A 25,821-nucleotide genomic window follows, 5' to 3' on the forward strand; every position below is an offset into this window, starting at 1 on the left:
TGGATGTGATACCTATGAAGAAACAAAGGAAAATCCTCTTTCTCATCTTGTTAGTGGCAGGAACTCTGCTCGATTGGTCCAGTAGTCAGCAAAAACAGGACGTCGATCTTTACACGATAGGAATTGTGATTGCCAATGAGGATAGAAAAGATAAAGTAGCTGGATTAAAGGCTGGATTGCAATCGTTAGGTCTCAGTGAAGGAGCACGCGTTCAGTATGTGCCCGTTTATTTGAATAAGGTTCAGACGCTAGAAGAGGAGCGTTCTCTTGTCCAGGGCTTGATTTCAAAAAAGCCGGATGTAATCGTCACGACAGGGGCGCACGAGACCTTTTTGATTCAACAGGCGTCAACGACGGTTCCCGTTGTTTTTATTGGTGTCGCTTCATTGGTCGAGCTACCTCTTGTTGAGACCGAGGGGACGGTAACGTGTGGAATCAGCAATGGCCAAATGAATGTGATTGGGAAAAGATTGGAGCTGACAACTCGTTTATTGCCTGATGCGAAGCGCATTCTGATCATTGCCGATTCTCATGCTCCTACGACAGAGCAAGCCATCGTAGAAGCTGAATCAGCTGCTTCCTTGCTTGGTGTTCGCTTGCACGTGAAGCAGGTTGCTTCCCCAAAAGAATTGGAGCAGTTGCTCAGTACGCTCTCTCCAGGAGAATACGACGCCATGCTTCCTTTACCTAGCTATGTTCTGGAAGACGCGATTACCGATTGTTTACCTCTTTTGATCGATAAGCAATTGTTTGTCATGGGCTCTTATCCCGAGCAGGTGAAGGCTGGTTTGTATGCCGCTTACGGCGTTTCTTTTCATGCACAAGGCATGCAGGCTGCTCATATGGTGGCTCGGGTGTTGGATGGAGTCCCTCCTACAGATCTGTCAATCGAATGGCCGGATGACGTACGGTTAGTTGTCAATGCCACTTCCCTGTCCAAGCTTCCGATTACCGTAACCGATCAACAGTGGTCACTGGCACAAGAATGGTATGGAGTGAGGAACAAATGAGGGGGAGCAGACTACCGCGCATCAATCGACTAAAGACAAAAATGCTCCTGTTTGGGCTATGCATGTCCATCATCCCTTTTCTGATTCTTGGCTATATCAATTTGCATACCAGTAAAGAGAAGGTTCGAGAAGAGGTAGACAGAGCCAATCAGATCTACGTGGAAAATACGTTGGCGCAGTTAGACATGCTTTTTTTACATACGTCCCAATCCATGCAAGTGGTTCAGCAACGTTTTCTCAATGAACGCCCTAATGATGAGGATGCTTATTTTTTGCTGAATACGTTATTGAAAACTTCTCCTTACATGGAGGAAGTCGCGCTTTTTAATCAGGATGGAGAGCCGCAGTATTTGCTGAATCGCTGGAAACATCAAAAGCTGGACACACCGAGGGAGCGAGACAAGCAACTTCTTACAACCATCCAGTCGGGAAAAACATACATCGGAAGCATTGTCCGATCAGCAGAAGGGAAGCTGCTGGTAACTGTAGCGATCCCTCATGTATCTGCCAACGGTGTAAAAGGCGGCATGTACGCAAAGCTCAATGTAAAACAGTTGCTCGAACAAGTCACACTGCGAGCTCGATATGAAAACGAGGCCTATTTATTCGTCACAGATGGGGAAAGCGACGTGTTTGCCGATCCGTTTATGCTGGGCAAGCCTTCTGATGGCTCTTTGACCTATTATGAACAAGCGGTTCCTCCCTCCTGGACACTACCAGATCGAACTGACAAGCCTGTTATCCGTACGTATCAAGCTTCCAATGGAGATGTCATGGTCAACTATGCCATGCGCTCTTCTGTCACACATTGGGTCATTATGCTGGAGCAGTCGAGTCAAACGGCGTTTGCTGCCTTTTCAAAATTGGAACAATCTCTGCTCTTTACGACCTTATTCATCGCACTTATCGTTCTGGGGATTAGCATTGTATTCTCTGTCTCGTTTAGCCGATTAATGGAAAAGATCGAATCAGCTGTGCAAAAAATCGCAGGTGGCGACTTATCCGTACGAATACCAGTGACGACCTCAGATGAAATTGGCAGGCTAGCAGCGTCCTGCAATGAAATGGCACAGAATCTGGAGATGAAGACCAATCAGCTTCTCGAAGAAAAGAAACGGCTTGATCTCGTCGTCAGTGGTATGGGGATGGGGTTGATTCTCGTAGATGAATCTTTTCGCATTCGCTGGATTAATCAAACAGCGTCGGCGTGGTTTCAGGATGCGGCTCATCTTCTGGGGAAAGACTGCCTTCAGACGATTGGTCAGCAATTCAGTTCATGCAGTAGTTGCATGCTCCGAACGCGACAAATGGTAAACCAAAAGCAGACAGACCTTATTTCCTCCAGAGTTGATCAGGATGGACGTGTCCGTTCTTATCGACATCAGGTTTTCCCTCTGCATCCGGAGAAAGAATCGTCTGCTTTTCTGGAGGTCATCGAGGACATCACGGAGAAACGAGAGCTAGAAGCGGCTATCGCACAAGCAGACAAGCTTGCTGCTATTGGACTCTTGGCGTCGGGCATCGCTCATGAAATCAATAATCCACTAGGTATTCTGTCGTTGTATGGACAAGACTTGCGAGACCGTCTCGTGGACGAGGATATTCGAGAGTTACAGGATACAGGAGAGCTTACCCAATACTTGGACACGATGGACAAACAAATTAACCGTTGCAAGGAAATCACGACCCGATTGCTGCACTTTTCGGGGAAATCACCAATTACCGTAGAAAAAGTAGATATTCATCAAGTGTTATCAGACATTCTCATTCTTCTGTCCCATGAAATACGTGTCAAACAGGTAACGGTAAGCCAGTCTCTATTGGCCTCTGCTCCGTTTCTTCTCGCTACGCCTGGACAACTTCAGCAGATCGTGCTCAATCTGTTAACCAATGCGCTGTACGCGACCGCGGAGCGAGGAAATATTGAGATCGCAACTGATTCTCCATCCAATGATCGACTCCGTCTGTGGATCAGAGATGATGGATGCGGTATACCCGCAGCAGATTTGCCCCATGTTTTGGAGCCCTTTTATACAACCAAGCCACCTGGAAAAGGGACTGGCCTCGGGCTTTCGGTCTGCTACGGGATTGTGACGAATTTAGGCGGAGAAATCGAGATCGAAAGTACGCCAAACAAAGGCACGACTGTTACGGTCATCCTGCCGTCGGCAAAGGGGAAATGAACAAAAGATGCACGCTGACACACGTATACTCATCGTTGATGACGAAGCAGATTTCCGCCATCTATTAACCAGTCGATTAAAGAGAAAAGGATATACCACGCTGGAAGCATCTGACGGAATCAGTGCACAGCAACTAGTAACCAGCGAAACGATTCATGTCATTCTGCTTGATTTGAAAATGCCCGGGATGGACGGTCTCTCTTTTCTGCAATGGTGCAAGGAAACCTCTCCTGCCATTCAAATCATTGTTGTGACCGGACACGGAACTATCGAAACTGCAATCGAAGCGATGAAACGCGGCGCTTATGATTATTTGACAAAACCTTACAACCTCAATGAATTGGAGGTTTTGATTTCCAAGGCCGTCGAAAAACAGCTGTTGACCGAGGAAAACCAACAGTTGAAGGAAGCTCTATCGACAAACGGGAAAACGACGTTTCAAATCGTTGCGGAAAGCCCGAAGCTAAAAGAGGTCCTAGCTACTGTCGAGCGAGTAGCCAGTACGGACTTTCTCGTTCTCTTAAAAGGGGAAAGTGGAACAGGGAAGGATGTCATCGCGAGACTCATTTATGAATGTAGTGAGAGAGCATCAGAGGCATTCGTACCGATCAATTTAGGGGCGATACCTGAAACGATGCTGGAAAGTGAACTGTTCGGGCACGAAAAGGGAGCCTTTACAGGCGCAACTGCACAGAAAAAGGGACTGGTAGAGATTGCCCACCTGGGGACGCTCTTTTTGGATGAAGTAGGGGACTTGCCTTTTCCTTTGCAGGTCAAGCTGCTCCGTTTTTTGGAAACCGGCGAATTTCGCCGAATAGGGAGCCCGATTCTGCACAAGGTGGATGTTCGTATCATTGCTGCTACCAATGCCGACCTGGAAAAGAAAGTGGAAGAAGGAACGTTCCGATCCGATCTTTATTTCCGGCTGCATGTCATGGATATAACGATTCCACCTCTCACCCAGAGAAGAGAGGACATTTTGCCACTGTCGGCTTTCTTTTTGAATCGACTTAAGCGTAAGTATCCAGTCAAACCGCTTTCTGTGAAAGCGCAGGCAGCTCTTTTGGCCTACTCATTCCCGGGGAATGTTCGAGAGTTGGCTCATATGATCGAACGTGCTGTCGTTTTGGCAAAAGGAGAGGAAATTGACGACAAGGATCTCTTTCCACACGAACAGTCAGTACCTCACAACCCGTCAGATAGGAAGCTCTTTTCTTCAGCAGAAATTGGGGAGGAAGAGGCATTTTTACTGAAAAATGTAGAGCGAGAACATATCAAGCATGTGCTGGACGTTTTGCAGTGGAACAAGACCAAGACAGCTGAGAAGCTAGGGATCAGCGTACGCAACCTATATCGAAAAATCGAAGAGTACGAGCTGCGACCGTGACATTTTGTCGCGTACTGACCATGACATTTTGGCATGGTCTTTTCTTTTTCTTACTGTTTGGAAGCGTCAAGCCGTTCGTTTTCCTGCTTTTATCGTATGGCACGCCTCTTGCTACTCTCCTGTAGTGAATGCACGATCAACATGGAGGAGTGAGACCTATGATAAAAAAAGAGAAGACAGGCTGGAAGAAGCTGTCTATGGTGGTAGTGGCGATGCTGGTCTTTGCAGGCTGTGCTACACAGCCGACAGCTCAACCCACCTCAACAGCGAGTGAGGCCAAAGATAAAACAGCGAGTGGGGCAGCTGGAGCGATCAATCTAGATTCCTACACCCCGCCTAGTATGGACAAGGTGCCAGAAGGGCCATTGGGAGAATCGATTAAGTATGGACATAAGTTAATGAATGAAACGAGCACAGTGATCCCTGAATACACAGGGAATAAGCTCTCCTGCTCCAGCTGTCACGGTAATGCCGGAATGGATGCGACCTCCCCTTTAACGGGTGTCACCGCAGTCTATCCCCAGTACATTCCAAGGTCAGGCAAAGTGATTACCATTGAGGATCGCATCAATGGTTGTTTTCAACGAAGCATGAACGGAAAGCCATTGCCTTACAACAGCGATGAAATGAGAGCGATGGTTGCCTATCTGACATATATCTCAACAGATGTACCAGTAGGAATTAAAGAGCGCCCGTGGATAGAGAAAAACGATATGAAGAGCGTACCTCAACCGAATGTGGCAAATGGAGAAGCCCTCTTTCAAAAATCGTGTTTGCAATGCCATGCAGCTGATGGTTCAGGAACAGGACCAAACACTGGACCAGCGCTATGGGGGGATAACTCCTTCAATATTGGTGCAGGTATGGCCCGAATTTCCAAAGCTGCTGGCTACATTCAACGCAATATGCCTCTAGGGGAAATGGGCGGTATCAAGCAAGGCTCGTTAACAGATCAAGAAGCAGCGGACCTAGCAGCCTATATTTTGTCCAAGCCTCGTCCAGACTTTGCCAAAAAGGCAAAAGACTGGCCAGCTGGTGGAGTTCCAAAGGATGTACCGTATGAAGTAGACAGCGCCAAGAAGAAGCAATAGGAACACAATACCTAACCCAAAAAGGGCTGTCCCAAAAGTTATTAAATGACTGAGGGATGGTCCTCTTTTTGATAAAATGGAAGTATCCCCCACATGGGTGAACTCTTGAACCAGCATGGCGTGTAGTTAAAAAAGGAGGCACAAAATGAGCAGAACCTTTCAAAAAGGCATTATTTTCGATATGGACAACACCTTGCTGCAATCCAGGATCAATTTTACCGAGATGAAGCGGGCTATTTTTCAGCTATGGGCAGACAATGGGATCGTTTCTCCAACACTTGAGTGGGAAAAGCATACCGCATCGCAGCTCATTGAGATCGGGAGAAAAGCGGAGCAGATGACGATAGAGCTGGAGCAAGCGATGTGGGATGCGGTAACCGCGATCGAGAAGGAAGGGATGCATGGAGCTGTATTGGAGCAGCACGCGGTAGAAGTGCTAGAGGAGTTAAAGAACCGCTATCAGCTGTATATCCTAACCAACAACGCGTATGCCGCTGCAGAGGAGGCTTTGAACGAGACGGGAATCGCCTCCTACTTTGACGAAATCGTCGCCCGCGAGCAGATGACGACCTTGAAGCCATCTCCATCGGGCATTCACTATATTCGCAGCCGCAAGCCAGATTGGCCTGTTTCGGCTTGGGCGATGATCGGGGATTCGTGGATCGATGGTAAGGCGGCCTGCGACGGACAAGTCGCTTTTATTGCCTATCAAGGGAATGAGCAGGACATGGAGCAAAATGGTGTTGTGCCAAAGGCGTACATAAATGATTTGAAAGAACTCCTGACGGTCCTCGAAGAGTGCGAGCAAGAGTAAGTGCACTTCTCCAATAAATGATTACAGACAATAGTGAAAAATGTGCTATACTTTGCCTAACTGAATACCAGCCTTCAGGGTAGGGTGCAATTCCCGACCGGCGGTAATGACGAACGCACGTCTGAGCCCGCGACTCGCTATCGTAAGCAGTTGATAGCGACTGACTTGGTGCAAATCCAAGGCCGACGGTACAGTCCGGATGGGAGAAGGTATTTGGAACGGCCTGTTTCGCTGTTTTTTCAAAAAACGGTAGAAACAAGGCTTCTTTCTGAACGCCCTGAGCATAATATTCATGGGCGTTTTTGTTTTTCGTTAAAACTTCATAGCGACAATCTTCAGGGCAAGGTGAAATTCCTGACCGGCGGTAATGACGTACGTACGTCTGAGCCCGCGACTCGCTGACCACGCTTACAGCGACTGATCTGGTGAAAACCCAGAGCCGACGGTACAGTCCGGATGGAAGAAGATTTTGTGCTTTCTTCATTTGTTTTTTCGAAAAACGGATGAGGTAAGGCTTCTTTCCCTATGCCCTGAAACGTTCTGAGGTTTCAAGGGCTTTTTGCGTTGTGCTTGGCTGGAATGATGGAACAGAAAGGAGTGCGGTATGGAACAGGACAGCAAGTACATGGATCTGGCGCTGGAACTGGCACGATCGGCAAGAGGCCAAACCAGCCCGAATCCCATGGTCGGAGCTGTGATTGTGAAGGATGGAATCATCGTGGGAATGGGAGCGCATCTGCGGGCAGGAGAGCCCCATGCTGAGGTGCACGCACTGCGGATGGCTGGGGAAAAAGCGCAAGGCGCGACCGTGTACGTGACGCTGGAGCCTTGCAGTCACTACGGGAAAACACCGCCGTGTGCAGAGGCGCTGATCGCAGCTGATGTAAGTCGTGTCGTTGTAGCGACGCTCGACCCGAATCCACTAGTGGCGGGAAGAGGAATGGAGATGCTGCGGGCAGCAGGGATGGAAGTGGCGGTGGGCGTGAGAGAAGAGGAAGCGAAGGCGCTCAATGAAGTCTTTTTCCATTACATCCAGACCAGACGTCCATTTGTAACGGTAAAGACGGCCAGCACATTGGACGGGAAAATCGCTTCGTTCTCGGGACACAGTCGGTGGATTACTGGAGCAGAGGCTCGTGCAGAGGTGCATGAACTGCGCAGGCAGCACGATGCGATCCTGGTTGGGGTTGGGACGATTCTCGCTGATGACCCACTGTTGACGGCGCGCCAGGAAGAGCAGTGTTTTGGAAGTCAGCCAGTTCGCGTGATTTTGGACAGTCATTTACGGACGCCGCTGGATGCCCGTGTCGTCCAGAATGCAGATACGAAGACATGGATCTTTACGACAGATGCAGCACCAAGGGAAAAGCAGAAGCTGCTTGCGGTAAGAGGAGTAAAGGTCATCACGACGGAAGCGCCAATTCGCGTGGAAAAGGTGCTGGATACGCTGGGAGAGCTGGGGATTACCTCGTTGCTTGTGGAAGGCGGGCAGGAAGTCAATGGCTCCTTTTTGCAGGCGAGAGCAATTCAAAAGGTCGTGAGCCATATCGCGCTAAAGCTGATCGGGGGAAGCGGCGCGCCCTCGCCGTTCGGTGGTCAAGGCTTTGCGACGATGGGAGAAGCGGTACAGCTGACAAATGTGACGATCGCACCGATCGGGAAAGGTGATGTACAAATCATCGGGTACCCACAATGGGAGGATCAGACGTAGCAAGTGAGGAGGAGAGAGCATGTTCACGGGACTGGTCGAAGAAGTGGGCGTGTTGGAATCGATTCAAGGGAACGAGCAGGCGAGTCGACTGGTCATCCGCGCACAGCAGGTACTCGAAGGGGTGAAGCTCGGGGACAGTATCTCGGTCAATGGCATTTGCCTTACGGTTACTTCTTATACGAATCGTCAGTTTAGCGTCGATGTGATGCCAGAGACGATGAACAAGACGAGCTTGCGGCAATTACGCAGCGGACAGCGAGTGAATTTGGAGAGAGCGATGCGGCTGGGGGACCGTTTTGGCGGGCATATCGTCTCCGGGCATGTAGATGGGACTGGAATGGTTGCTTCACGAGAGGTGAATGCGAATGCTGTCGTGTTTCGGATTGAGGCCAAACCGCAGCTGTTGAAGTATGTTATTGCCCGTGGATCGATTTGCATAGACGGCATCAGTCTCACCGTGGTGGACGTAAACGATAACGGTTTTACCGTTTCAATCATTCCGCATACGCTGGCGAATACGAGTCTTTCAGACAGACGACCTGGGGACTTGGTGAATCTTGAAACAGATGTCATCGGCAAATATGTAGAGCGTTTGTTAGGTTATCAAAACCATGGCGGTACAGAGAAATCTGGCGGGCTCAGTCTAGCCTTTTTGCAGGAAAATGGCTTCGCGTGAGAAGGAGGGAGAAAGTATGTTTCATCGCATAGAAGAAGCATTAGAAGATTTGCGTCAGGGCAAGGCGGTCATCGTGGTAGATGATGAGGATCGGGAAAACGAAGGAGATTTTGTCTGCATGGCCGAAGCGGCTACGCCTGAAATGATCAACTTCATGGTTACACATGGAAGGGGACTCGTTTGCGTACCGGTGACAGAAGAGCACGCAACTCGTTTGGAGCTCCATCCGATGGTGAAGTCCAATACAGACAAGCAAGGAACGGCTTTTACCGTGTCCATCGATGAAGGGAGTACACACACAGGGATATCCGCTCATGAGCGCTCTCAGACTGTCTTGGCGATGCTGGATGATCAAAAGACCGCAGAAGATTTCCGTAGACCGGGACATATTTTTCCGTTAATCGCGAAGTCTGGCGGTGTATTGCGCAGAGCGGGACATACGGAGGCGGCAGTTGATTTGGCTCGCTTGGCGGGGGGCATACCGGCGGGAGTCATTTGCGAAATTATGAACGAGGATGGCTCCATGGCACGTCTGCCGCAATTGCAAGAGATCGCACGCCGCTTTGATCTCAAGCTGATTACGATCGCAGACTTGATAGCGTATCGGATGCGGACGGAATCCATGGTGAAAAGGGAAATCGAAGTGCAGCTTCCGACCGCCTACGGTGATTTTCGGATGGCGGCCTATACGAACGAGCTGGATGGTAAAGAGCATGTGGCTCTCATCAAGGGAGAGATCGGACCGGATGAGCCCATTCTCATCCGCGTGCACTCGGAGTGCTTGACAGGAGATATTTTCGGCTCTCATCGCTGCGACTGCGGTCCACAGCTACACGCTGCATTGGAACAGATCGAAGCGAACGGACGTGGCATTTTATTGTACATGCGCCAGGAGGGCAGAGGCATTGGCTTGATTAATAAGCTACGTGCCTACAAGTTGCAGGAGGAAGGCTTGGATACGGTTGAGGCCAATGAAAAGCTAGGATTCGCCGCTGATCTGCGAGATTACGGTATCGGTGCGCAAATTTTGCGAGATTTAGGAGTGCAACGCATGCGGCTTTTGACTAATAATCCACGAAAAATCCGCGGGCTTACCGGTTACGGATTAACAGTAGAAGAACGGGTGCCGCTTCAAATGCAGGAGCATCTGCACAACAAACAGTACCTATCAACAAAACAAGAGAAGCTGGGTCACCTGCTTCATCTGCACGGATAAGGAGAGGGAATGAGCATGAAAACTTTTGAAGGACATTTGGTTGGAACAGGTTTGCGTGTAGGGATTGTGGCAGGACGTTTTAACGAATTGATCGTAAGCAAGCTGGTCGGAGGGGCGCTCGATGCCCTGAAGCGTCATGGCGTAGAAGATGAGCAGGTAGACGTGGCTTGGGTACCAGGGGCATTTGAAATTCCGTTGATTGCTAAAAAAATGGCGGAATCCGGTCGCTATGATGCGGTTGTTACACTGGGAGCTGTCATTCGTGGCTCCACTCCACACTTCGATTACGTCTGCAATGAGACCGCAAAAGGAGTTGCGTCCCTATCTCTTTCGACTGGGATACCTGTTATTTTTGGTGTTTTGACGACAGACAATATCGAGCAAGCCATCGAGCGAGCGGGAACAAAAGCAGGCAACAAAGGCTGGGAAGCAGCAACGGCAGCGATCGAAATGGCTAATTTATCTAAGCAGTTCGCCTAATCAGTTCATATGGAGAACGAGATATTTCAACGGGGGCTTCGGCTCCCGTTTTCTATTTTTTTGGATAAAATCACCACGGACAGGTCAAAGTAAGAAAGATTTTCCTGAATAAAGGGGGGATCTAGCGTGAGACCGACTGATTGGTGGAGAGCGCAAGTAGAGGCCGTACAAGCAAAGCGGCGCATCGAACAAATTACACCGGATATGGTAAAACAATGTATGCAAAACGTGGATGACCTCAGCAGCTTGTCATTGAAGATGAATGACGAAGAGGTACACGTTTTTTTTCTCGATACGCTGGTGGATGTGTCCCAGATTTATGAGAATGTCTTTCTTCCGTTACAGCGTTCTGATGGTAAAGATCCGATGCAGGCGCTCCCTTTTTCACAGGAATGTCTTCTCGACGATATGGAGACGTTGATGAGTAACTTGCTACGTGGTCATACCATCTTGTTTTTCTTGGAAAGGGATCTCATTCTGCATGTGAATACATTTCAGGTCGCGCATCGTTCCATTACGAAATCCGAGACGGAGGCGACCGTCCTTGGACCGCAAGACTCCTTTGTTGAAATGCTGGAGATCAATTTGTCTTTGATTCGGAGAAGACTCGCTACGCCTCATCTGAAAGTATCGAGCTACACGATTGGCACCCAGGCGCAGAACAAGGTAGCTGTGATTTATTTGGACAATATCGCGAACGCGGAAAATGTGGAGCGTGTGAAAAAAAGGATCGACAATGTTATTTACCACGGATTTGTCGGGATGCCTATATTGAAGCAAATGCTGGAGGACAAGCCGTACTCTCCGTTTCCGCAGTTTGGCTTGACGGGGCGGCCTGACAATGCAACAGCAGCTTTGTTGGACGGTAGAATCGTGATCATGCTGAATGGCAGCCCGGATGCCGCAATCTGCCCGACTTCCTTTCTGGAGATGTTTAGCAGCCCCGAAGACTTTTACAATCGATGGTCAACGGCAAGCTTGCTGCGGATGATTCGCTTTTTCGGTTTATTTATCACCATTATGCTCACATCCAGTTACGTCTCTGTCTTGACGTATCATCCGGAAATGCTTCCCCCCGCTTTACTGACGATTTTGTCTGAATCACGCAGTCGGGTGCCTTTTCCGCCCGTGATCGAGGTGCTCATTATTGAGCTCGTCATCGAGATCCTGCGGGAAGCGGGGATACGCATGCCGACTAAAATCGGACAGACAATCGGTATCGTTGGCGGTATCGTGATCGGGACAGCCTCTGTACAAGCGGGGTTAGCCAGTAATATCTTGATCGTCCTTGTTTCCGTATCGGCACTGCTTTCTTTTGTGCCACCCAATTTTTTGATGAGTAATGCGATTCGGCTCGTTCGCTATGGTTTCATCTTGATGGCAGGTGTATTGGGCATGTACGGCCAGCTACTGGCACTGGCGTTTTTATTCGCACACTTGCTCAATTTGACATCACTCGGGACGCCGTACATGGCTCCGGGGGTTCCGCGTCAATGGACCGATTTGATGAATAGTCTCGTACGTGCACCATTAAGGTTTATCGTCAATCGCAACCGCATGTCCCGGGCAAAGCAAAAGCATGTCCGGCCAGTTGGGGAGGACTAGGGAGATGGATAGAGGGAGAATTCACAGCCTGAATCCGATCCTGGTAATCGGATTGATTATGAATACGATGGTGGGGGTTAATTTACTTGGACTGGCTCATCATGCAAGTAAAATGGGCTACAATCTGTGGTGGTCTCCGATTTTGCTGGGATGCATTGTCAGCTTAACGCTAATTCCGATGATGGCCTTGTGCCGTCGCTATCCAGAGGATAATCTTTTTCGGATTCACGAAAAGCTGTTGGGAAAATGGCTGGGACGCTGTTTCAATATCCTGATCATCGTCTACGCCATTCTAAACGTATCTACCGCCAATGAAGGATACGTTAGGCTGGTGCAAACCTCCATGCTGAGCAATCAGACAGTCACACTGCCGTTGCTTGGATTGACATTGGTCATGGTCTACATTACAAACGGCGGCATTAAATTGATCGCGCGTTTTTGCCTGCTAACGTTCTTTTTTACGGGCTGGATGATTTTTCTTTTGCAGTACGGATTTCAAAAGGGAGGAATGATGCATATTTTTCCTCTTTTTAATACGGATTGGCGAAGTATAGCCGAAACGGTGCACAATTCTTACGCGAGCATGCTTGGGTATGAATTGGTCCTGTTTTTCTACCCATATATCCAAGAGAAGAACAAGGCACACAAGCATGTGTTGATTGGGGTATGGATTGTGGTTTTGTTGTACGTCATGATCTTGATCACAAGTGTAGCTTATTTTTCCGAATGGCAAATGGACAATCTCATTTATCCCGTTTTGAATTTGTTTAAGGCTGTAGAGCTGTCTTTTTTGGAGCGGATCGAAAATCTCGGGATTGGTCTTTGGGTCTTCCTCATTCTCAGTACGAGCACGGGATACTTGTGGGTTGCCCGTACCGGCCTTGAAGAGATGGCAGAAAAGACTCGGCTGTGGCATCTGCTTTTACCGACAATCATTTCGTTTCTATTCATTGTGGGGCCATTATCTGTAGAAAAACAACGCTACATTTATGACAAGGTTTCTGTTTATATGGCCTATGGATTGATCTTGTGGCCGATTATTTTGTTATTGCTTCATTCCTTGAGGTTCGGTAGAGGAGAGCGAGTATCATGAAGAGGGCGAGCTGGTTCATTGTTACGGTTATCCTCATGCTCAGCCTTTGCGGTTGTGGGGGCGAACTCGAACGGCCAGCACTGGAAGACATGGCCATGATTGGGGTTATGGGCTTCGATTATGTGGATCGTGAAAAGATCGATATCACCGTATCGGTACCAGTTCCCTCCAAAAATAAGGAATCCACACAGGTGTACTCGACTCATGCCTCGATGACGAGCGAGGCAATGCTGACTCTCGCGACAAAAGCAGAGAGGACCATGTCTCTCTCGCAATTGCGTGTGATTTTGTTCAGTGAAGAATACGCCCGTAAAGTCGGGATCGGAAAAGTCATCCTTGATCTCTATCGCAATCCGATTGTAGGAGAAAATGTATACATTGCCGTCGTAAAAGGAAAAGCGAAAGATGTCATCAAAGGAACCTATAACCACAGGCCGGAAATCAACACGTACTTGAACAACTTGCTCCGTCCGCGAGTGGAAACGGCCTTTTCGTCTTTTGCGACCATTCACGATTATGTTTTTATGATGACCAGCAACACAATGGACCCCAATCTTCCTTATCTCATCCACATTGACGGAGAGATTCAAATCAGCAAGGTGGCTCTCTTTCGAGTAGACAAGATGATCGGATTGTATTCACAGCGAGAGGGGAAGTTGGTTCAAGGGTTTCTGGGAAGAGAACGCTTGCCCCGTATGAGCTTCGAGTTCCAGCACGAGACGAAGGCAGGTAAAAAACAATCGGAAAAGGTCGTCTTCGATTTTGTGCGGGCAAACACGAAGGTAAGAAGCAAAGGCAGCCTGAAAAAGCCTGTCATCAACATCGAGCTTCGGGTAAGAGGGATGCTGGTGGGCTATTCAGGCAGCAAGGATTTGGAGAAGCGGGCTCAATTTCGAACCATAGTTCAAGAGCTTGAGAAACGGATCAAAAAGGAAAGCATGGAGATGCTGGTACGTTTTCAAAAGCAAGGGGTTGACCCGGCGCAGCTCGAGGAGAGCATTCGCCAAAAATATTATGGCAAATGGACACGCGAAACGGGTCTCGCCCTTTATAAAAAAGCGAAAATCAACGTCAAGGTTCATGTGGATATCGTCGGTTTTGGCACACTGAAATAAGGAGCGATAGCATTCCGTATGGTTAGAACAGACGCTTGAATTCGCGCCAGATCGCACTCAAAGTCCGGCGATTTACATTTTGGAGCTTGCCGTACAAGAGGTTCGTCAATCCAATAAAGGTGAGCTCCTGATCTTTCGTATACGGATACCAATTGAACTCACGCTTACGTTTGCCCGGATCATGGATGACAGAGATGCTGTGCGTAAAGGCTTGCAATCCGGAAGGTCCGCGATAACGACCGATGCCACTCTGTTTGACCCCGCCAAAAGGAAGATGGGGATTGGCGTAGCTGATAATGACGTCATTGATGCACACATTGCCGCTTTCGAGCTGACGAGCTACGCGATCCGCTTTTGTTTTATCAGATGACCATACCGAGGCATTCAGCCCGTACGGTGAGCTGTTAGCCAGGCGGACAGCCTCCTCTTCGGTGGCAAAAGTCATGATCGGCAATACCGGACCAAAGGTCTCTTCCCGCATAATTTTCATGTCAGATGTCACGTTTGTGAGAATGGTCGGCGCGATATACATGCTGTCAGAGGAAGGGAGTCCTCCGGTGACTGCTGTCGCGCCCGCAGCCAGTGCTTCGCTCACATGCTCGTGGACAATGCCGATTTGTTGGGAAGACGTCATCGAACCGACTTCGGCCTGATTCGGATAACTTTGGCGCAATGCTTTTGTCTTTTCGGTAACCAGCTTGAGAAATTCAGGATAGATCTTTTCATGGACAAAAAGCCGTTCGACAGACATACATACCTGTCCGGAGTTCGTAAAAGCCCCCCACACCGCGCCATTTGCTGCCCGCTCCAGATGAGCGTCTTCAAAAACGATCATCGGGTCTTTTCCGCCCAGCTCTAGTTCTACCGGGATCAAATGCTCCGATGCTGCCGCCATAATTTTTTTACCTGTCGCAACAGAGCCTGTGAAAAATATTTTATCTGGGCAAGCAGCTACCAGCGCCTGTCCAGCCTCGCGTCCTCCATGCAGGACGGTCACGACTCCATCCGGCATAGAAACAGCGGAAAACACCTCTTCCATGAGCAGTCCGGTAGAAGCAGTCACCTCGGAAGGTTTTAAGATAACGGTATTGCCTGCTACGAGGGCAGATAATACGGGAATGATGGCGAGCTGAAACGGATAATTCCACGGAGAGATGACCGCGACGACACCCATTGGCTTGTAGTGGATATACGATTTCTTCGGCCACAGCACGATAGAGGTTGGTACCGGCTGATCGGCCAGCATCGAATAGGCATGTTTTTCATAAAAACGGATCGTGTCGACAGTGACAAAAATTTCGGTCATGTATGCTTCCAATGTAACTTTTCCGGTAGCCTCACTAATTTTTCGGGCGATTTCTTCGCCGTGATCGACTAAATAGTGCCGCAACCGTGTCAAATAGTCCAGACGCTCGGCCAACGTTGTAGTGGACCAAGCTGGAAAGGCAAGACGCGCACGTGCCATCGCATCTTCTACTTGTTCTGGAGTCGCTTCCTGTAAAGAGCCAAGCAGCTCACCAGTGGCGGGATTTTTCATGGACATGACTGCCATCATGATTCACCTCGATTCAGGAGATTAGGATTCAGAAGAGAAGAGTGTATGCATCAAATGGGCAAAGGTCTGTTCAAAACGGGCAATCGCTTCTTCCGGCTTCTGTAACTCATCGAGCAAAAATTGAAAAAGGAATCCGTCGATTGCAGAGTAAATGAGTGAGATTGCGGAGTCTTCGTCGATGGTCAATGAGGATTGTTCTTCGCGCTGCAATCGTACGAGCATACGAGAGATGAGCTGATGCAGCCGGGACCGAATGACTTTTACCTGTTCACCAAACGCAGGAACGTACATGGACTGTACCTGCAAGTCATACCAGAGCCGATGCAGCTTCCGATCCTCTTGTAGACTTCGGCACAAGACACGGGCTAGAGCAGCTGACCATTCGCCAGATGGAGCTACGAGCACTTCGCGTTCCAATTCCTCCATAAAGCGTCCTTTGTAGCTAGAGATTACAGCGAGCAAAAGCTCTTCTTTGCTTGCAAAGTAATAATGCAGAATGCCAAGTGAGACGCCAGATTCCTTGGCTATGTCGCGCAAGGAAACATGGGCATACCCTTTTTCAGCCAGACAAGCAGTCGCTTGCTCAATCAAAAATGTCCGTTTTGCTTCGGCTTTTTTCTGGGTAGTCACTTTCTCACCTCTTTTTTGGACGACTGTCCAGTTTTTCTGATTTTATTGTATTTTTACGGATGATGTCTGTCAATGAAAAGAGCTGCCCATAAAAAAGAAGCGGCTTCATTGCCGCTTCTTTTGCCGTTCCCAGCGTCGTAAATACGGATAAGGATCAAATGACCAATCTGAGCCACCTGTTTCCCGATACATTCCGTAGTGCAAATGGGGAGGGAATTTGCCTGAGGTGCCAGGCTTCCCATATCCAGAGCTGCCGATATATCCGAGCACTTCTCCTGGCTCCACGATGTCACCCGGTTTCAATCCCTTTTTAAACGAGGACAGATGTGCAAAGTAATGGTACACATTGCCCATGTCACGCATACCGATTCGCCATCCGCCAAACCTGTTCCAGCCGATTACCTCAATGACTCCGTACGCTGTGCTGAGTACAGGGGTGCCGTGACTCGCAAAAATATCAGTCCCCTCGTGGATCCGACGACCACCCCAGCCGCGTGGCGCACCCCATGTACTGCGGTAGCTGTAATCGTACCTCGCGGGGATAGGAAAATGACGTTCATCCAGGTGCAGATGCTGATACTTCCCATACACCTGCGCGAACTGTCTGATCGTCTTCACGGACCGATCACGCTGGTAGTACGACCAGAGACCAATTTGCCAATCTTCGTGGGAGAAGCCGTATTGGGATAGGTAGTGTATGAAGGTAGTGAGTGCATCGAGATCGTTGTGACGATCTGCGACACCATCGCCATTGCCATCCATCCCGATACCTTTAAAAAATTGGATGGATACCGGATTCGTATCCTCTGCATCAGGATTGAATGCACCTGCCCAACGATCGCTTGGAATGTCCACGGCTGTTAGCCGTGAAACGTTTTCTTGCTCCTGCTTCTTCCGGCGTATTTTCATGGTTCGCTCGTATTGATCAATGGCTGCTAAATAATTCCACGGAATGCCGTACATCGATTCCAAGCGCAAAAAAACTTGCAAGCGCTCTTGAAGAACCGGGTCTTGCTCATTGGCGGACGGAGCAATTCCGGCGACGGATTCTAGTGGTGAAATAGCTGCAACCACGCACAAGCTGATCTGAATGATTAGGCGGAAAACTCGCATGCCGTCTCCCTCCAGCCTCGTAGTCTTTTGTTGTAGTTTCTGCCAGTTGGAGTGGATTATCCAAGATACTTTTGGAAAGCGTTTTGGGTGTTGTCGAGGAAAGTTTTGTAAAATTGCTGGAAAGGAGGCAGGAGCATACCGTACAGCTAAAGAATTGAAATCAGGAGGAGTGTATTCCTTAAAAATCGTCAAGAGGAGGCTGTGTGATGAGCAAAAAAGTGTTGATTGTAACAGGTGATGCTGTAGAAGCACTGGAGGTTTTCTATCCGTATTACCGCTGCTTGGAAGAAGGGTATGAAACGGTCATTGCAGCACCCAGCGTGAAAACCCTACACACCGTTTGCCATGATTTCGAAGCACACAGTGAGACATACACAGAAAAGCCAGCTTATCAGCTTCCCGCCCATGTTGCATTCTCAGACATTAACCCTGAGGCGTTTGACGCCTTGATTATTCCGGGTGGACGGGCACCTGAGCATATTAGGCTCAATGAGCACTTGAAGCCGATTGTGGCGCACTTTTTCGAGACGAAAAAGCCAGTCGCAGCCATCTGCCATGGCTCTCAAGTATTGACCATTGTTCGAGAGCACTTAGCCGGTCGTGAAATCACAGCTTACCAGGCATGCAGACCCGATGTAGAAGCGTGCGGAGCGATCTACCAAACAGAAACGCTCCATGTCGATGGCAATCTTGTTTCCGGACATGCATGGCCAGACTTGCCAGGCTTCATGCGTGAATTCCTCCATTTGCTCAAGTAAAAACCAGGTCCTCCAAACTTTCGTCATTGCTGGCGGAAGTTTTTTCGTTTTTGACAGATGCTTTTCATCCAGCCTTTTCCTCTGTATCATAAAGGGAAAGTATGTTCGTCTGTTTCATGTGAGGAGTGGAATTGATCGTGCTGTCATTTATTCATACAGCGGATGTCCATCTGGATGCGCCGCTTCAAATGCTGGGGGAGCGTTACGAGCTGCGTCAGGATGATTTTCGTCAAACGATGAAAAGAATCCGTGACCTCGTTCGGGAAAAGGAAGCAGACTTCTGGCTCATTGCCGGAGATTTGCTGGAATACCACGGGGGAAGACGATCAACTGCGATGTTTTTACGTGATCTTTTTGCCAGCATCGCACCAACCCCTGTCGTGATCGCACCTGGCAATCACGATCCGTGGCGAGCGGATTCGTTTTATCAAACATTGGAATGGCCGGGGAACGTCTACTGGTTTACACCGGAGTGGGGTGTGTATGAATTTCCCGAAAAGTCGTGCGTGATCTACGGCTGGGGCTTCGGGCAGCCACATGTGTACGAGTCGCCTCTCGATACGTTTCCAGGCAAATTGGAAGGGTATGCCCATCATCTGATGGTTCTGCATGCCAGTGTGCTTTCCAATTCAGGAGATGAAGAGCATCATCCGTATGCGCCTGTTACTTTGCAGCAGCTCGTACAGACGGGCATGGACTATGTTGCGATGGGACACATTCACAAGCCGGAGCAATTTATGCATCCCGTCAAAAAACAACCGCTCGCAGCTTATCCAGGCTCTCCAGAAGGACTGAAGAGCAAGGAAGCGGGAGAACGAAATGTTTTGTATGGAGAGCTGGAGCATGATGGCAGATTGCAGCTCACGGCGATTCCTGTCCAGTCACGGAAAATTCGAAAGCTGGAAGTCGAAGGAAAAGGAGTCGAAACCACTGAGCAGCTCATTGACCGGATGGAGCAGCAACTCGCAGAGGAAAAGAATTCCGATCTGATGTACATCACGCTGACAGGGGAACGTGCTGCGCATTTTCAGCCTCCTTTGTCCGTCCTTCAACAGCGATTTTCCCGTTTTTTTGTGCTGCAGCTGACAGACCGGACCTGGCCTGATGTCGATGAGGACAAGCTGATCGCAGAGGGTGGCGTCTGGGGGAGATGGCTTTCTAAGCTGGCAGAGGCGGAGTCTTGTGCACAAAATGAGGACGAGCGAGAAATCGTCAGGTTAGCCAAGCAAGAGGCTTTGGCGCGGATTGGAGGGACCATTCGATGAAAATTGAGGAGCTAGTGCTGGGGGGCTTCGGAAAATGGCAGGATGCTACCTTTCGTTTTGCTCCAGGCATCAATCTGTTTTATGCCCCCAATGAGTCAGGAAAATCAACGATCCTACATGGTATTTTCGCTGCCTTGTATGGAATGAAGCGCGATTACGTCAAATCAGCGAGATACTTGCCTGAATATGAAAAATATCGTCCGTGGCAGAGTGGTGCGTACGAAACGATCATTACGTACAAATTAGCGGGCAAAACCTATCGCTTGCATCGTCAGTTGACGAAGGAACGGGAGGAGGCGCGCCTCTTTTTGGACCCCGAATGGACGGAAATGACTGATCTTTATTTGGAAGATAGACGCAAGGAACGGAATTTTATCGAAAAGCATACGGGCCTTACACGCAGTTTATTTACGGATTTGACGTGGATCAGGAGGGAACCGCTTCAAGCGGCTGAGCATTTGATTCCGACTTTTACGACTGCGGAAGAAGCCAATCCGGCTGTCCAACAAATTTTGGCGGAGCTGGATCGGGAGGTTGCGGTCATCGGCAAAAAAGAACGGGCTGAAAATACACTTTTGGGAAAAGCCGCTACGAAGGTGGCGCAAAAAGAGCAGGAGAAGGAAAATGCAAAGGCAGCGTGGCGAACGATCAGCCAACTGACGCTGCAAATAGCGGAAGCCACAGAAGAATGTCAGCAATTAGAAATGCGGCGCAGTCGATTACAGCAGCGTCTGGAGCACTCAACCGGACAAGTAAAAGCGTTGCAGGAACGCTGGCAACGAAGCCATGCTCCTGTCAGTCAACAAGACTGGGCGTGGTGGGAGCAAACAGCTCGCTCTGAGGCAGAGTTGGCTATTCACGAAGAGGCCAGACGTGGCTTCACTCAAGTAAACATGCCGAGAGAAGCCGTACAACAGAGTGATGACCAGCTCATACCCTTACAACACGATTATGAAAAAGGCGCACAATTGCTCAAGCAACGAGAGGCATTACATATTCGTTTGGCGACCTTGGCTGTATCGGCTCTTTCTACAAGTCCGCGAAGTACAGCCTCACGAAGCACCCGACAAGGCAATCAGGCGAAAAGGAAGCGGGGAGCTGCACTTATGTGGGGCGGCGCAGGGATACTGTCTGTTCTCGGGTTAATCGGTTTCGTGAGTGGACATCCCGTTCTGGGAGGAATTTCTGTGACGGCCGCTTTGTTGCTGTTCGGTTTTGGAGTTTTCTTACTGCGAGTAAAAGGGAGTACGGGCGAACTCAAACAGACAGCAGATCATGATGCGGTACAGGAAAGTCAAAGGGTACAAGAAGATATCGCTTCGCTCGATGCTGAACTCGCCACACTCGTTCAGAAATGGGGGGCGAGTAATTGGGATACATTTTTGGAAAGACGGGAAGTGCTACTGAAAAGCACACGCAAGCAACAATCTGAGCAGCTTTTATCAGAGATGGCTAAAACGAAGCAGGAGGCCAATCTGTCTGCAAGCTGGGGGGAGGCACTTCGGACCTTCCTTGATCAGGAGAAAAGCGCGCTTGAGACCGAACAAGGCAAATTGCGCAGCGAGATGGTGGAGATTGAGGAGAGACTGCAGGAGCTGCGGGAACAAATGGCCAGAGGAAATGGGGAGATGGCGGTTCATGAGAGCCTGTCATTATCTCGCGCGACGGATGAGCTTGAGGAAGCGCAGGCAGCACTTCGTCAGCTGCAAAATAAGCGAGATGCCCTTCAATTGGCTCGGGAAATGTTGCAGGAGGCAGTAGGGGAATGGCGGCGGGATAGCACACCTGCTGTGAACCAGCAGGCTTCGGAGATCATCGAGCATATTACAGGGGGAGCGTATCGGGATGTCAGACTCGATCCCCGTGACGGATTTGCCGTCCGTTTGCTGGAACCCACCAAGCAAATGGTGCTCGAACAGGACCAATGTTCCACTGGAACCATTGATCAGCTATACCTTGCCCAGCGTTTGGCTTTGGTGCATCATGCCAAGCAGTCGGAGCCATTGCCGCTCTTTTTTGATGATCATTTTGTCCATTATGATGAAGAGCGCCTGCGCCGAACACTTGAATATATAGCGATGCTGGCACAAGAGCAGCAAGTGTTTCTTTTCACCTGTCATGAACGAGAGCTACGCATGCTGGAGCCATTGCTTCGTCAAGGGAACAACCGCCATGCCGTGCATCGGATCGGGTAATTGTTTCCGGGGGAGGAAAGAGGTTGCCCCTCTGAAATCCAACCTCTATAATGGAGATTGTTATTGTCTTGTACCATGATGTCACATGAGGAGTGAGCCCTATGACGCAACGCAAGCCGGAGTGGCTCAAGATCAACCTTGTTTCAGGATCAGAACTAGCCAGCTTTAAAGAGCTTAAGCAAACCATGCGCACGAAGACGCTACATACCGTTTGTGAAGAAGCGAAATGCCCCAACATTCATGAATGCTGGGCAAGCGGTACAGCAACTTTCATGATTTTGGGTGATATATGTACCCGTGCCTGTCGTTTTTGTGCAGTAAAAACTGGACTACCGACGGAGCTGGATACAGCTGAACCAGAACGTGTAGCAGAAGCAGCAGAACAAATGCGTTTGAAGCATGTCGTTGTTACTTCCGTTGCTCGTGATGATTTGGCAGATGGAGGCGCACAGATTTTTGCCGATACGATTCGTGCGATTCGTCGTCGACTGCCGTTTGCCTCCGTAGAAGTATTGATTCCCGATTTTATGGGGAACTGGGATGCGTTAAAAGTGGTCATGGACGCAAAGCCTGACGTACTAAACCACAACATTGAGGCGGTTCGTCGGATGTCAGATCGTGTACGGGCAAGAGCCAAGTACGATCGGACGCTGGAATTGTTGAAAAAGGCGAAGGAATTCCAGCCGAGCATTCCGACGAAGTCCAGTCTGATGATTGGAGTAGGCGAGACGATGGAGGAAATCATCGAAACGATGGATGACCTGCGTTCTGTCGACGTCAACATCATGACGATTGGCCAGTATTTGCAACCAACCAAGAAGCATTTGAAGGTAGAAAAATTTTACCATCCAGATGAATTTGCTCGCTTGAAGGATGAAGGCATGAATCGTGGCTTTAGTCACGTGGAATCAGGGCCATTAGTACGCAGCTCGTATCATGCTCACGAGCAGGCGAGTGCCGCGAAGGAAACGATTGCGAAAGAATCTATGCCGAAAGCGCAATAATAAGTAACCCCCTCAGTCTCGCCCTACACGAGCGGAAAAGAGGGGGTTTTTTACTATATGGGGGAGAGGGCTTTAGCGACTGGTTGTACCTGTGTGAGTTGCCTTCACGTTGTGGGATGTTCCCCCCATACGCTTGACGAGCGTGTCAATGCTTTTCGCATCTTCTGTACGCGCTGTACTCACGTTGCTGGAGCGGCTTGCTACACGAGCGATTTCTTGGATGTCATTCGGATTATCGGTAACATACACTTTGTAATAGCGTGGTGAAACCGATTCGGCGTTCATTTTTGCTTGTTTTTTCGCTGTGTGCGCATCTGCTCCTTGTGTGTGCACACCTACAAAAACTTCTTTATCCGTTACCAAGACCGTAGAACGCTGAACGCCAGGGCAACTGGCAGTGACATTCCCTACAGCTTTTGCCAATGCATCACGGTCTACATAGACGTTTGTTACACTGGCGGTTTTCATATGCTGACGGTCAGTCTGCGCATAGCCCATGCGTGGCATTCCAGTTTGCATGACTCCTGCTCCACCGCGGTTCCAAGCACGATTTTGATTTTGATAAATGGACTGGTTCATACCTGCTGGTGCGTTGTTAGTACCCATTGTGCCCATCCCAGCTTTATGATCCGTAAAGGCATTATACGGTCTCATACCGCTCGTGAAGGCGTTGTAGTTGTTGACATTTGCTCGTGGATAGGTACCATTTGGGAACATGCCATTGTTGATTCCATCGTTGTTGGTGAGCCCCATTCCATTACGGACGTGACCACCGCCAAAATTGTTGGAACGTACTCCGTTGTTGTTGTTGTCGCCATTAAACCAGTCAAAGTTGTTCAATCCCATGCCGTCGTAGTTACGGACGTGCATTCCATCAACGTTTCTGGTGTAAGGCGCAGCTTGATTCGTCATTGTCCTATTCGGATGCGTGTAATTAGGCGCAGCATTATTTGCACAACCAGAAGCCAAGAGCACAATACCTGCAATTGCAGGATACAACCATGTCTTTTTCAATGGTAACACCCCCTACACGATAGAATGTCCAAAGGCACAGGTCAGTTATCGTGGGAAATTTAGCTCATGTTGCGTGAAATATGATAAGATGGACGTAGTATACATGCGTAAGGAGGAAGCGAGTTTGATTCGCACGCAAGCCGGTACTTATGAAGTCATGGAAGTAAATCGAGACGGCTGGAACCTTGAAGCGTTCAAGGAGCGCTATAGCGACATCCTCGACAAGTACGATTATATTGTAGGGGACTGGGGCTATGGTCAGCTTCGTCTTCGTGGGTTTTATATTGACGCTAATCGCAAAGTACCGTTCGAGCAGCGGATCGCCGCTTTGGATGAGTACCTGCATGAGTTCTGCAATTTTGGTTGTCCGTACTTCGTTTTGCGCAAGGTGAAAGCAAACGTTGGCAACGGGGACGACCAAAGCGGGCAAGACGAAGCTGCCTTTGATGTTATTATTGATATTCGTCAGGACATTCCTCGTGAAGAGGGTGGCTCTTCGCCCTATGTAGAACGAAAAGAACGCAGACGCTATCACCCGCGTCAAAATAAACAGGATCGCCAGAACAATGCTGGCGCGGATCGCAATGGGGCAGGGAGAAACGAACGCGGGGAGAAGCCAAAGTTTCAAAAGGATCGACCCGATAAAAACGGCAAGGACTCCAACTCACGAGAGCGCCGTCCTAATCATTTGAAACCCAATCGCGAACGCGATAAAGTCCCAACAGGACCAAATACACCAAAGCGTGAATCCTAAAAATGAATCAGAATAACCGAAGCATAAAAAAGAGCCCTGTATGTCAGGGCTCTCAGAGTGTAGAGAAAGTCCCCTTCCGAAAAAAAGGGGACTTTTCGCTTGAATTTAGGGGGTACAAATATGTCTCCCCACCCTCGTAAAACGCGTTAGGAGCGATTCTAGAAGGTCAAATTTTTTCTGCCCAATCCGCGGAAATCAGGATGGGGGTTTCTCGACAGCCTGAGAGCCCTGTATGTCAGGGCTCTTTTCGTTTTTCGATCTAAAAACCACCGGGTCCACCAAAACCACCGGGTCCACCCAAACCACCGAGTCCACCAAAGCCACCGGGTCCACCAAAGCCACCGGGTCCACCAAAGCCACCGGGTCCACCAAAGCCACCAGGTCCACCAAAACCACCTGGTCCACCAAAACCACCTGGTGATCCACCCCAACCAGGCCAGCCCCATGTGGGCCAATAGCCAGGCCAGCATGTATTGCATCCCCACCAAGGATATGGCTGTGGGACGACAACGACCTCAGGACCTCGTCTTCTACGGAAAAAGACAGGATGAGCCTGATCTTCTGGAATGTATTGAAAATCCTGGTCTGCTGAGTAATAAGGTGGCTGGTCATATTGTGCAGGAACAAATTGGTTTTGATCGTATTCGTTTTGATCATATTGAGTTTGATCGTATTGGTTTTGGTCGTAAGAGCTTTGGTCGTATGGATAAGATTGCATGATGCGATTCGCACTCCTCTCGTTATCTGTCTGTGCATCTGTGCAGTAGCAGTATACGAGGCATACGCCTGTAAGGAGCATTGTCCAGAAGGAATTGGGCGGGGGATACAAATAAAAAAGGAAGAGCCTACAATCGCTCTTCCTTTGGTGAATTAAATGGCTGCTTCCAAAAATGATTTCAATTCTTCTGCTTCACGCTCGTTCAAGTTGAACGCGAATTCCAGATAGCCTTCTTCTTCCAGATCATCATGTCCAATAATAGCGGAGCGTCCATTTTGAATGTTGATGACAATCGCCTTCCCATAAAAACGGCTGGTCGTTGTAATCGCGAGGTCAAAACGTGTAGCTTCACCCGTGAAGCTGACAAAGCGCGTTCGAGTATCCTCAGCTTCGTCGTACAAGTAGAACAAATCATTTGCCATATAGGTGTCCCT

23 protein-coding genes and 2 riboswitches are annotated in these 25,821 nt (G+C 49.2%); of the genes, 17 read left to right on the top strand and 6 right to left on the bottom strand.

Translation table 11 applies throughout. The features are described from left to right. The first annotated feature begins 14 nt into the window (after nt 1-14). The 12 genes from HP399_RS06540 (at nt 15) to HP399_RS06595 (ending at nt 14,381) form a co-directional block, all read left to right on the top strand. Nucleotides 15-1,010, top strand: a complete 996-nt coding sequence (locus HP399_RS06540; RefSeq protein ID WP_173616515.1) for an ABC transporter substrate-binding protein — start codon at nt 15-17, stop codon at nt 1,008-1,010. Further along, the gene (locus tag HP399_RS06545; protein ID WP_173616514.1) at nt 1,007-3,193 is read left to right on the top strand and encodes an ATP-binding protein; all 2,187 of its coding nucleotides are present in this window, start codon (nt 1,007-1,009) and stop codon (nt 3,191-3,193) included. The genes HP399_RS06540 and HP399_RS06545 overlap by 4 nt, the downstream gene beginning before the upstream one ends. Before the next feature lie 7 nt (nt 3,194-3,200). Next, nucleotides 3,201-4,580, top strand: coding sequence for a sigma-54-dependent transcriptional regulator (locus tag HP399_RS06550; protein ID WP_173616513.1), 1,380 nt, complete (start codon nt 3,201-3,203; stop codon nt 4,578-4,580). A 158-nt stretch (nt 4,581-4,738) separates the two neighbouring features. Further along, nucleotides 4,739-5,671 carry a c-type cytochrome gene (locus HP399_RS06555; protein WP_173616512.1) on the top strand — a complete coding sequence of 311 codons (933 nt, stop codon included), beginning with the start codon at nt 4,739-4,741 and terminating at the stop codon, nt 5,669-5,671. Nucleotides 5,672-5,816: 145 nt separating this feature from the next. Then, nucleotides 5,817-6,485 carry an HAD family hydrolase gene (locus HP399_RS06560; RefSeq protein WP_173616511.1) on the top strand — a complete coding sequence of 223 codons (669 nt, stop codon included), beginning with the start codon at nt 5,817-5,819 and terminating at the stop codon, nt 6,483-6,485. Nucleotides 6,486-6,551: 66 nt separating this feature from the next. Next, nucleotides 6,552-6,700, top strand: a riboswitch (FMN riboswitch). 112 nt (nt 6,701-6,812) lie between these two features. Continuing rightward, nucleotides 6,813-6,957: riboswitch (FMN riboswitch) on the top strand. Nucleotides 6,958-7,089: 132 nt separating this feature from the next. After that, nucleotides 7,090-8,196: a bifunctional diaminohydroxyphosphoribosylaminopyrimidine deaminase/5-amino-6-(5-phosphoribosylamino)uracil reductase RibD gene (ribD, locus tag HP399_RS06565; protein WP_173616510.1), complete on the top strand. Its 1,107-nt coding sequence runs from the start codon at nt 7,090-7,092 to the stop codon at nt 8,194-8,196. Between the two features lie 19 nt (nt 8,197-8,215). After that, nucleotides 8,216-8,872 (top strand): riboflavin synthase, encoded by a 657-nt coding sequence (locus tag HP399_RS06570; protein ID WP_173616509.1) that lies wholly within the window; start codon nt 8,216-8,218, stop codon nt 8,870-8,872. A 16-nt stretch (nt 8,873-8,888) separates the two neighbouring features. After that, entirely contained in the window at nt 8,889-10,088 is a 1,200-nt protein-coding gene (locus tag HP399_RS06575) for a bifunctional 3,4-dihydroxy-2-butanone-4-phosphate synthase/GTP cyclohydrolase II (protein ID WP_173616508.1), read from the top strand. A 15-nt stretch (nt 10,089-10,103) separates the two neighbouring features. Further along, on the top strand, nt 10,104-10,568 hold the full coding sequence (gene ribE / locus HP399_RS06580) for a 6,7-dimethyl-8-ribityllumazine synthase (protein WP_039959874.1): 465 nt from the start codon (nt 10,104-10,106) through the stop codon (nt 10,566-10,568). A gap of 126 nt (nt 10,569-10,694) precedes the next feature. Continuing rightward, nucleotides 10,695-12,173, top strand: a complete 1,479-nt coding sequence (locus tag HP399_RS06585; protein ID WP_173616507.1) for a spore germination protein — start codon at nt 10,695-10,697, stop codon at nt 12,171-12,173. 4 nt (nt 12,174-12,177) lie between these two features. Further along, on the top strand, nt 12,178-13,266 hold the full coding sequence (locus HP399_RS06590; RefSeq protein ID WP_173616506.1) for a GerAB/ArcD/ProY family transporter: 1,089 nt from the start codon (nt 12,178-12,180) through the stop codon (nt 13,264-13,266). Beyond that, nucleotides 13,263-14,381 carry a Ger(x)C family spore germination protein gene (locus HP399_RS06595; RefSeq protein ID WP_173616505.1) on the top strand — a complete coding sequence of 373 codons (1,119 nt, stop codon included), beginning with the start codon at nt 13,263-13,265 and terminating at the stop codon, nt 14,379-14,381. Before HP399_RS06590 ends, HP399_RS06595 begins: the two co-directional genes overlap by 4 nt. 22 nt (nt 14,382-14,403) lie before the next feature. Here the strand turns inward: HP399_RS06595 and HP399_RS06600 are convergent, their stop codons facing one another. The 3 genes from HP399_RS06600 to HP399_RS06610 form a co-directional block, all read right to left on the bottom strand. After that, a complete protein-coding gene (locus HP399_RS06600) occupies nt 14,404-15,936 on the bottom strand; it encodes an aldehyde dehydrogenase family protein (protein ID WP_173616504.1) in 1,533 nt (510 codons plus the stop codon). A gap of 21 nt (nt 15,937-15,957) precedes the next feature. Next, the gene (locus HP399_RS06605; RefSeq protein WP_173616503.1) at nt 15,958-16,566 is read right to left on the bottom strand and encodes a TetR/AcrR family transcriptional regulator; all 609 of its coding nucleotides are present in this window, start codon (nt 16,564-16,566) and stop codon (nt 15,958-15,960) included. A gap of 105 nt (nt 16,567-16,671) precedes the next feature. Next, entirely contained in the window at nt 16,672-17,679 is a 1,008-nt protein-coding gene (locus HP399_RS06610; RefSeq protein ID WP_173616502.1) for a M23 family metallopeptidase, read from the bottom strand. 206 nt (nt 17,680-17,885) lie between these two features. Here HP399_RS06610 and HP399_RS06615 point away from each other — a divergent pair, with 206 nt between their 5' ends. The 4 genes from HP399_RS06615 (at nt 17,886) to lipA (ending at nt 22,901) form a co-directional block, all read left to right on the top strand. Beyond that, nucleotides 17,886-18,437: a DJ-1/PfpI family protein gene (locus HP399_RS06615; RefSeq protein ID WP_106837030.1), complete on the top strand. Its 552-nt coding sequence runs from the start codon at nt 17,886-17,888 to the stop codon at nt 18,435-18,437. A 137-nt stretch (nt 18,438-18,574) separates the two neighbouring features. Beyond that, nucleotides 18,575-19,702: a metallophosphoesterase family protein gene (locus HP399_RS06620; protein ID WP_173616501.1), complete on the top strand. Its 1,128-nt coding sequence runs from the start codon at nt 18,575-18,577 to the stop codon at nt 19,700-19,702. Further along, nucleotides 19,699-21,897 (top strand): ATP-binding protein, encoded by a 2,199-nt coding sequence (locus tag HP399_RS06625; protein WP_173616500.1) that lies wholly within the window; start codon nt 19,699-19,701, stop codon nt 21,895-21,897. The genes HP399_RS06620 and HP399_RS06625 overlap by 4 nt, the downstream gene beginning before the upstream one ends. 101 nt (nt 21,898-21,998) lie before the next feature. Then, on the top strand, nt 21,999-22,901 hold the full coding sequence (gene lipA, locus HP399_RS06630; RefSeq protein WP_015893038.1) for a lipoyl synthase: 903 nt from the start codon (nt 21,999-22,001) through the stop codon (nt 22,899-22,901). 72 nt (nt 22,902-22,973) lie between these two features. Here lipA and HP399_RS06635 read toward each other — a convergent pair whose 3' ends face one another. Beyond that, a complete protein-coding gene (locus tag HP399_RS06635) occupies nt 22,974-23,924 on the bottom strand; it encodes a YhcN/YlaJ family sporulation lipoprotein (RefSeq protein ID WP_173616499.1) in 951 nt (316 codons plus the stop codon). Nucleotides 23,925-24,003: 79 nt separating this feature from the next. Between HP399_RS06635 and HP399_RS06640 the strand changes: the two genes are divergently transcribed. Next, entirely contained in the window at nt 24,004-24,669 is a 666-nt protein-coding gene (locus tag HP399_RS06640; RefSeq protein ID WP_173616498.1) for a YutD family protein, read from the top strand. Between the two features lie 259 nt (nt 24,670-24,928). Here HP399_RS06640 and HP399_RS06645 read toward each other — a convergent pair whose 3' ends face one another. Together HP399_RS06645 and HP399_RS06650 are read right to left on the bottom strand one after the other, a co-directional pair. Further along, nucleotides 24,929-25,387 (bottom strand): hypothetical protein, encoded by a 459-nt coding sequence (locus HP399_RS06645; RefSeq protein ID WP_173616497.1) that lies wholly within the window; start codon nt 25,385-25,387, stop codon nt 24,929-24,931. Nucleotides 25,388-25,539: 152 nt separating this feature from the next. After that, nucleotides 25,540-25,809: a DUF3055 domain-containing protein gene (locus tag HP399_RS06650; protein ID WP_007715766.1), complete on the bottom strand. Its 270-nt coding sequence runs from the start codon at nt 25,807-25,809 to the stop codon at nt 25,540-25,542. Nucleotides 25,810-25,821 lie beyond the last annotated feature (12 nt).

It is taken from the genome of Brevibacillus sp. DP1.3A (assembly GCF_013284245.2).
Taxonomy (GTDB): Bacteria; Bacillota; Bacilli; order Brevibacillales; family Brevibacillaceae; genus Brevibacillus.

Excerpts from the sequence above, each read along its gene's own strand:
- HP399_RS06640 (WP_173616498.1), top strand. The coding sequence starts at position 24,004 with ATGGACGTAGTATACATGCGTAAGGAGGAAGCGAGTTTGATTCGCACG.
- lipA (WP_015893038.1), top strand. The coding sequence starts at position 21,999 with ATGACGCAACGCAAGCCGGAGTGGCTCAAGATCAACCTTGTTTCAGGA.
- HP399_RS06600 (WP_173616504.1), bottom strand. The coding sequence starts at position 15,936 with ATGATGGCAGTCATGTCCATGAAAAATCCCGCCACTGGTGAGCTGCTT.
- HP399_RS06645 (WP_173616497.1), bottom strand. The coding sequence starts at position 25,387 with ATGCAATCTTATCCATACGACCAAAGCTCTTACGACCAAAACCAATAC.
- HP399_RS06625 (WP_173616500.1), top strand. The coding sequence starts at position 19,699 with ATGAAAATTGAGGAGCTAGTGCTGGGGGGCTTCGGAAAATGGCAGGAT.
- HP399_RS06575 (WP_173616508.1), top strand. The coding sequence starts at position 8,889 with ATGTTTCATCGCATAGAAGAAGCATTAGAAGATTTGCGTCAGGGCAAG.
- HP399_RS06560 (WP_173616511.1), top strand. The coding sequence starts at position 5,817 with ATGAGCAGAACCTTTCAAAAAGGCATTATTTTCGATATGGACAACACC.
- ribE (WP_039959874.1), top strand. The coding sequence starts at position 10,104 with ATGAAAACTTTTGAAGGACATTTGGTTGGAACAGGTTTGCGTGTAGGG.
- ribD (WP_173616510.1), top strand. The coding sequence starts at position 7,090 with ATGGAACAGGACAGCAAGTACATGGATCTGGCGCTGGAACTGGCACGA.
- HP399_RS06610 (WP_173616502.1), bottom strand. The coding sequence starts at position 17,679 with ATGCGAGTTTTCCGCCTAATCATTCAGATCAGCTTGTGCGTGGTTGCA.
- HP399_RS06555 (WP_173616512.1), top strand. The coding sequence starts at position 4,739 with ATGATAAAAAAAGAGAAGACAGGCTGGAAGAAGCTGTCTATGGTGGTA.
- HP399_RS06650 (WP_007715766.1), bottom strand. The coding sequence starts at position 25,809 with ATGGCAAATGATTTGTTCTACTTGTACGACGAAGCTGAGGATACTCGA.
- HP399_RS06545 (WP_173616514.1), top strand. The coding sequence starts at position 1,007 with ATGAGGGGGAGCAGACTACCGCGCATCAATCGACTAAAGACAAAAATG.
- HP399_RS06550 (WP_173616513.1), top strand. The coding sequence starts at position 3,201 with ATGCACGCTGACACACGTATACTCATCGTTGATGACGAAGCAGATTTC.
- HP399_RS06590 (WP_173616506.1), top strand. The coding sequence starts at position 12,178 with ATGGATAGAGGGAGAATTCACAGCCTGAATCCGATCCTGGTAATCGGA.
- HP399_RS06615 (WP_106837030.1), top strand. The coding sequence starts at position 17,886 with ATGAGCAAAAAAGTGTTGATTGTAACAGGTGATGCTGTAGAAGCACTG.
- HP399_RS06540 (WP_173616515.1), top strand. The coding sequence starts at position 15 with ATGAAGAAACAAAGGAAAATCCTCTTTCTCATCTTGTTAGTGGCAGGA.
- HP399_RS06595 (WP_173616505.1), top strand. The coding sequence starts at position 13,263 with ATGAAGAGGGCGAGCTGGTTCATTGTTACGGTTATCCTCATGCTCAGC.
- HP399_RS06570 (WP_173616509.1), top strand. The coding sequence starts at position 8,216 with ATGTTCACGGGACTGGTCGAAGAAGTGGGCGTGTTGGAATCGATTCAA.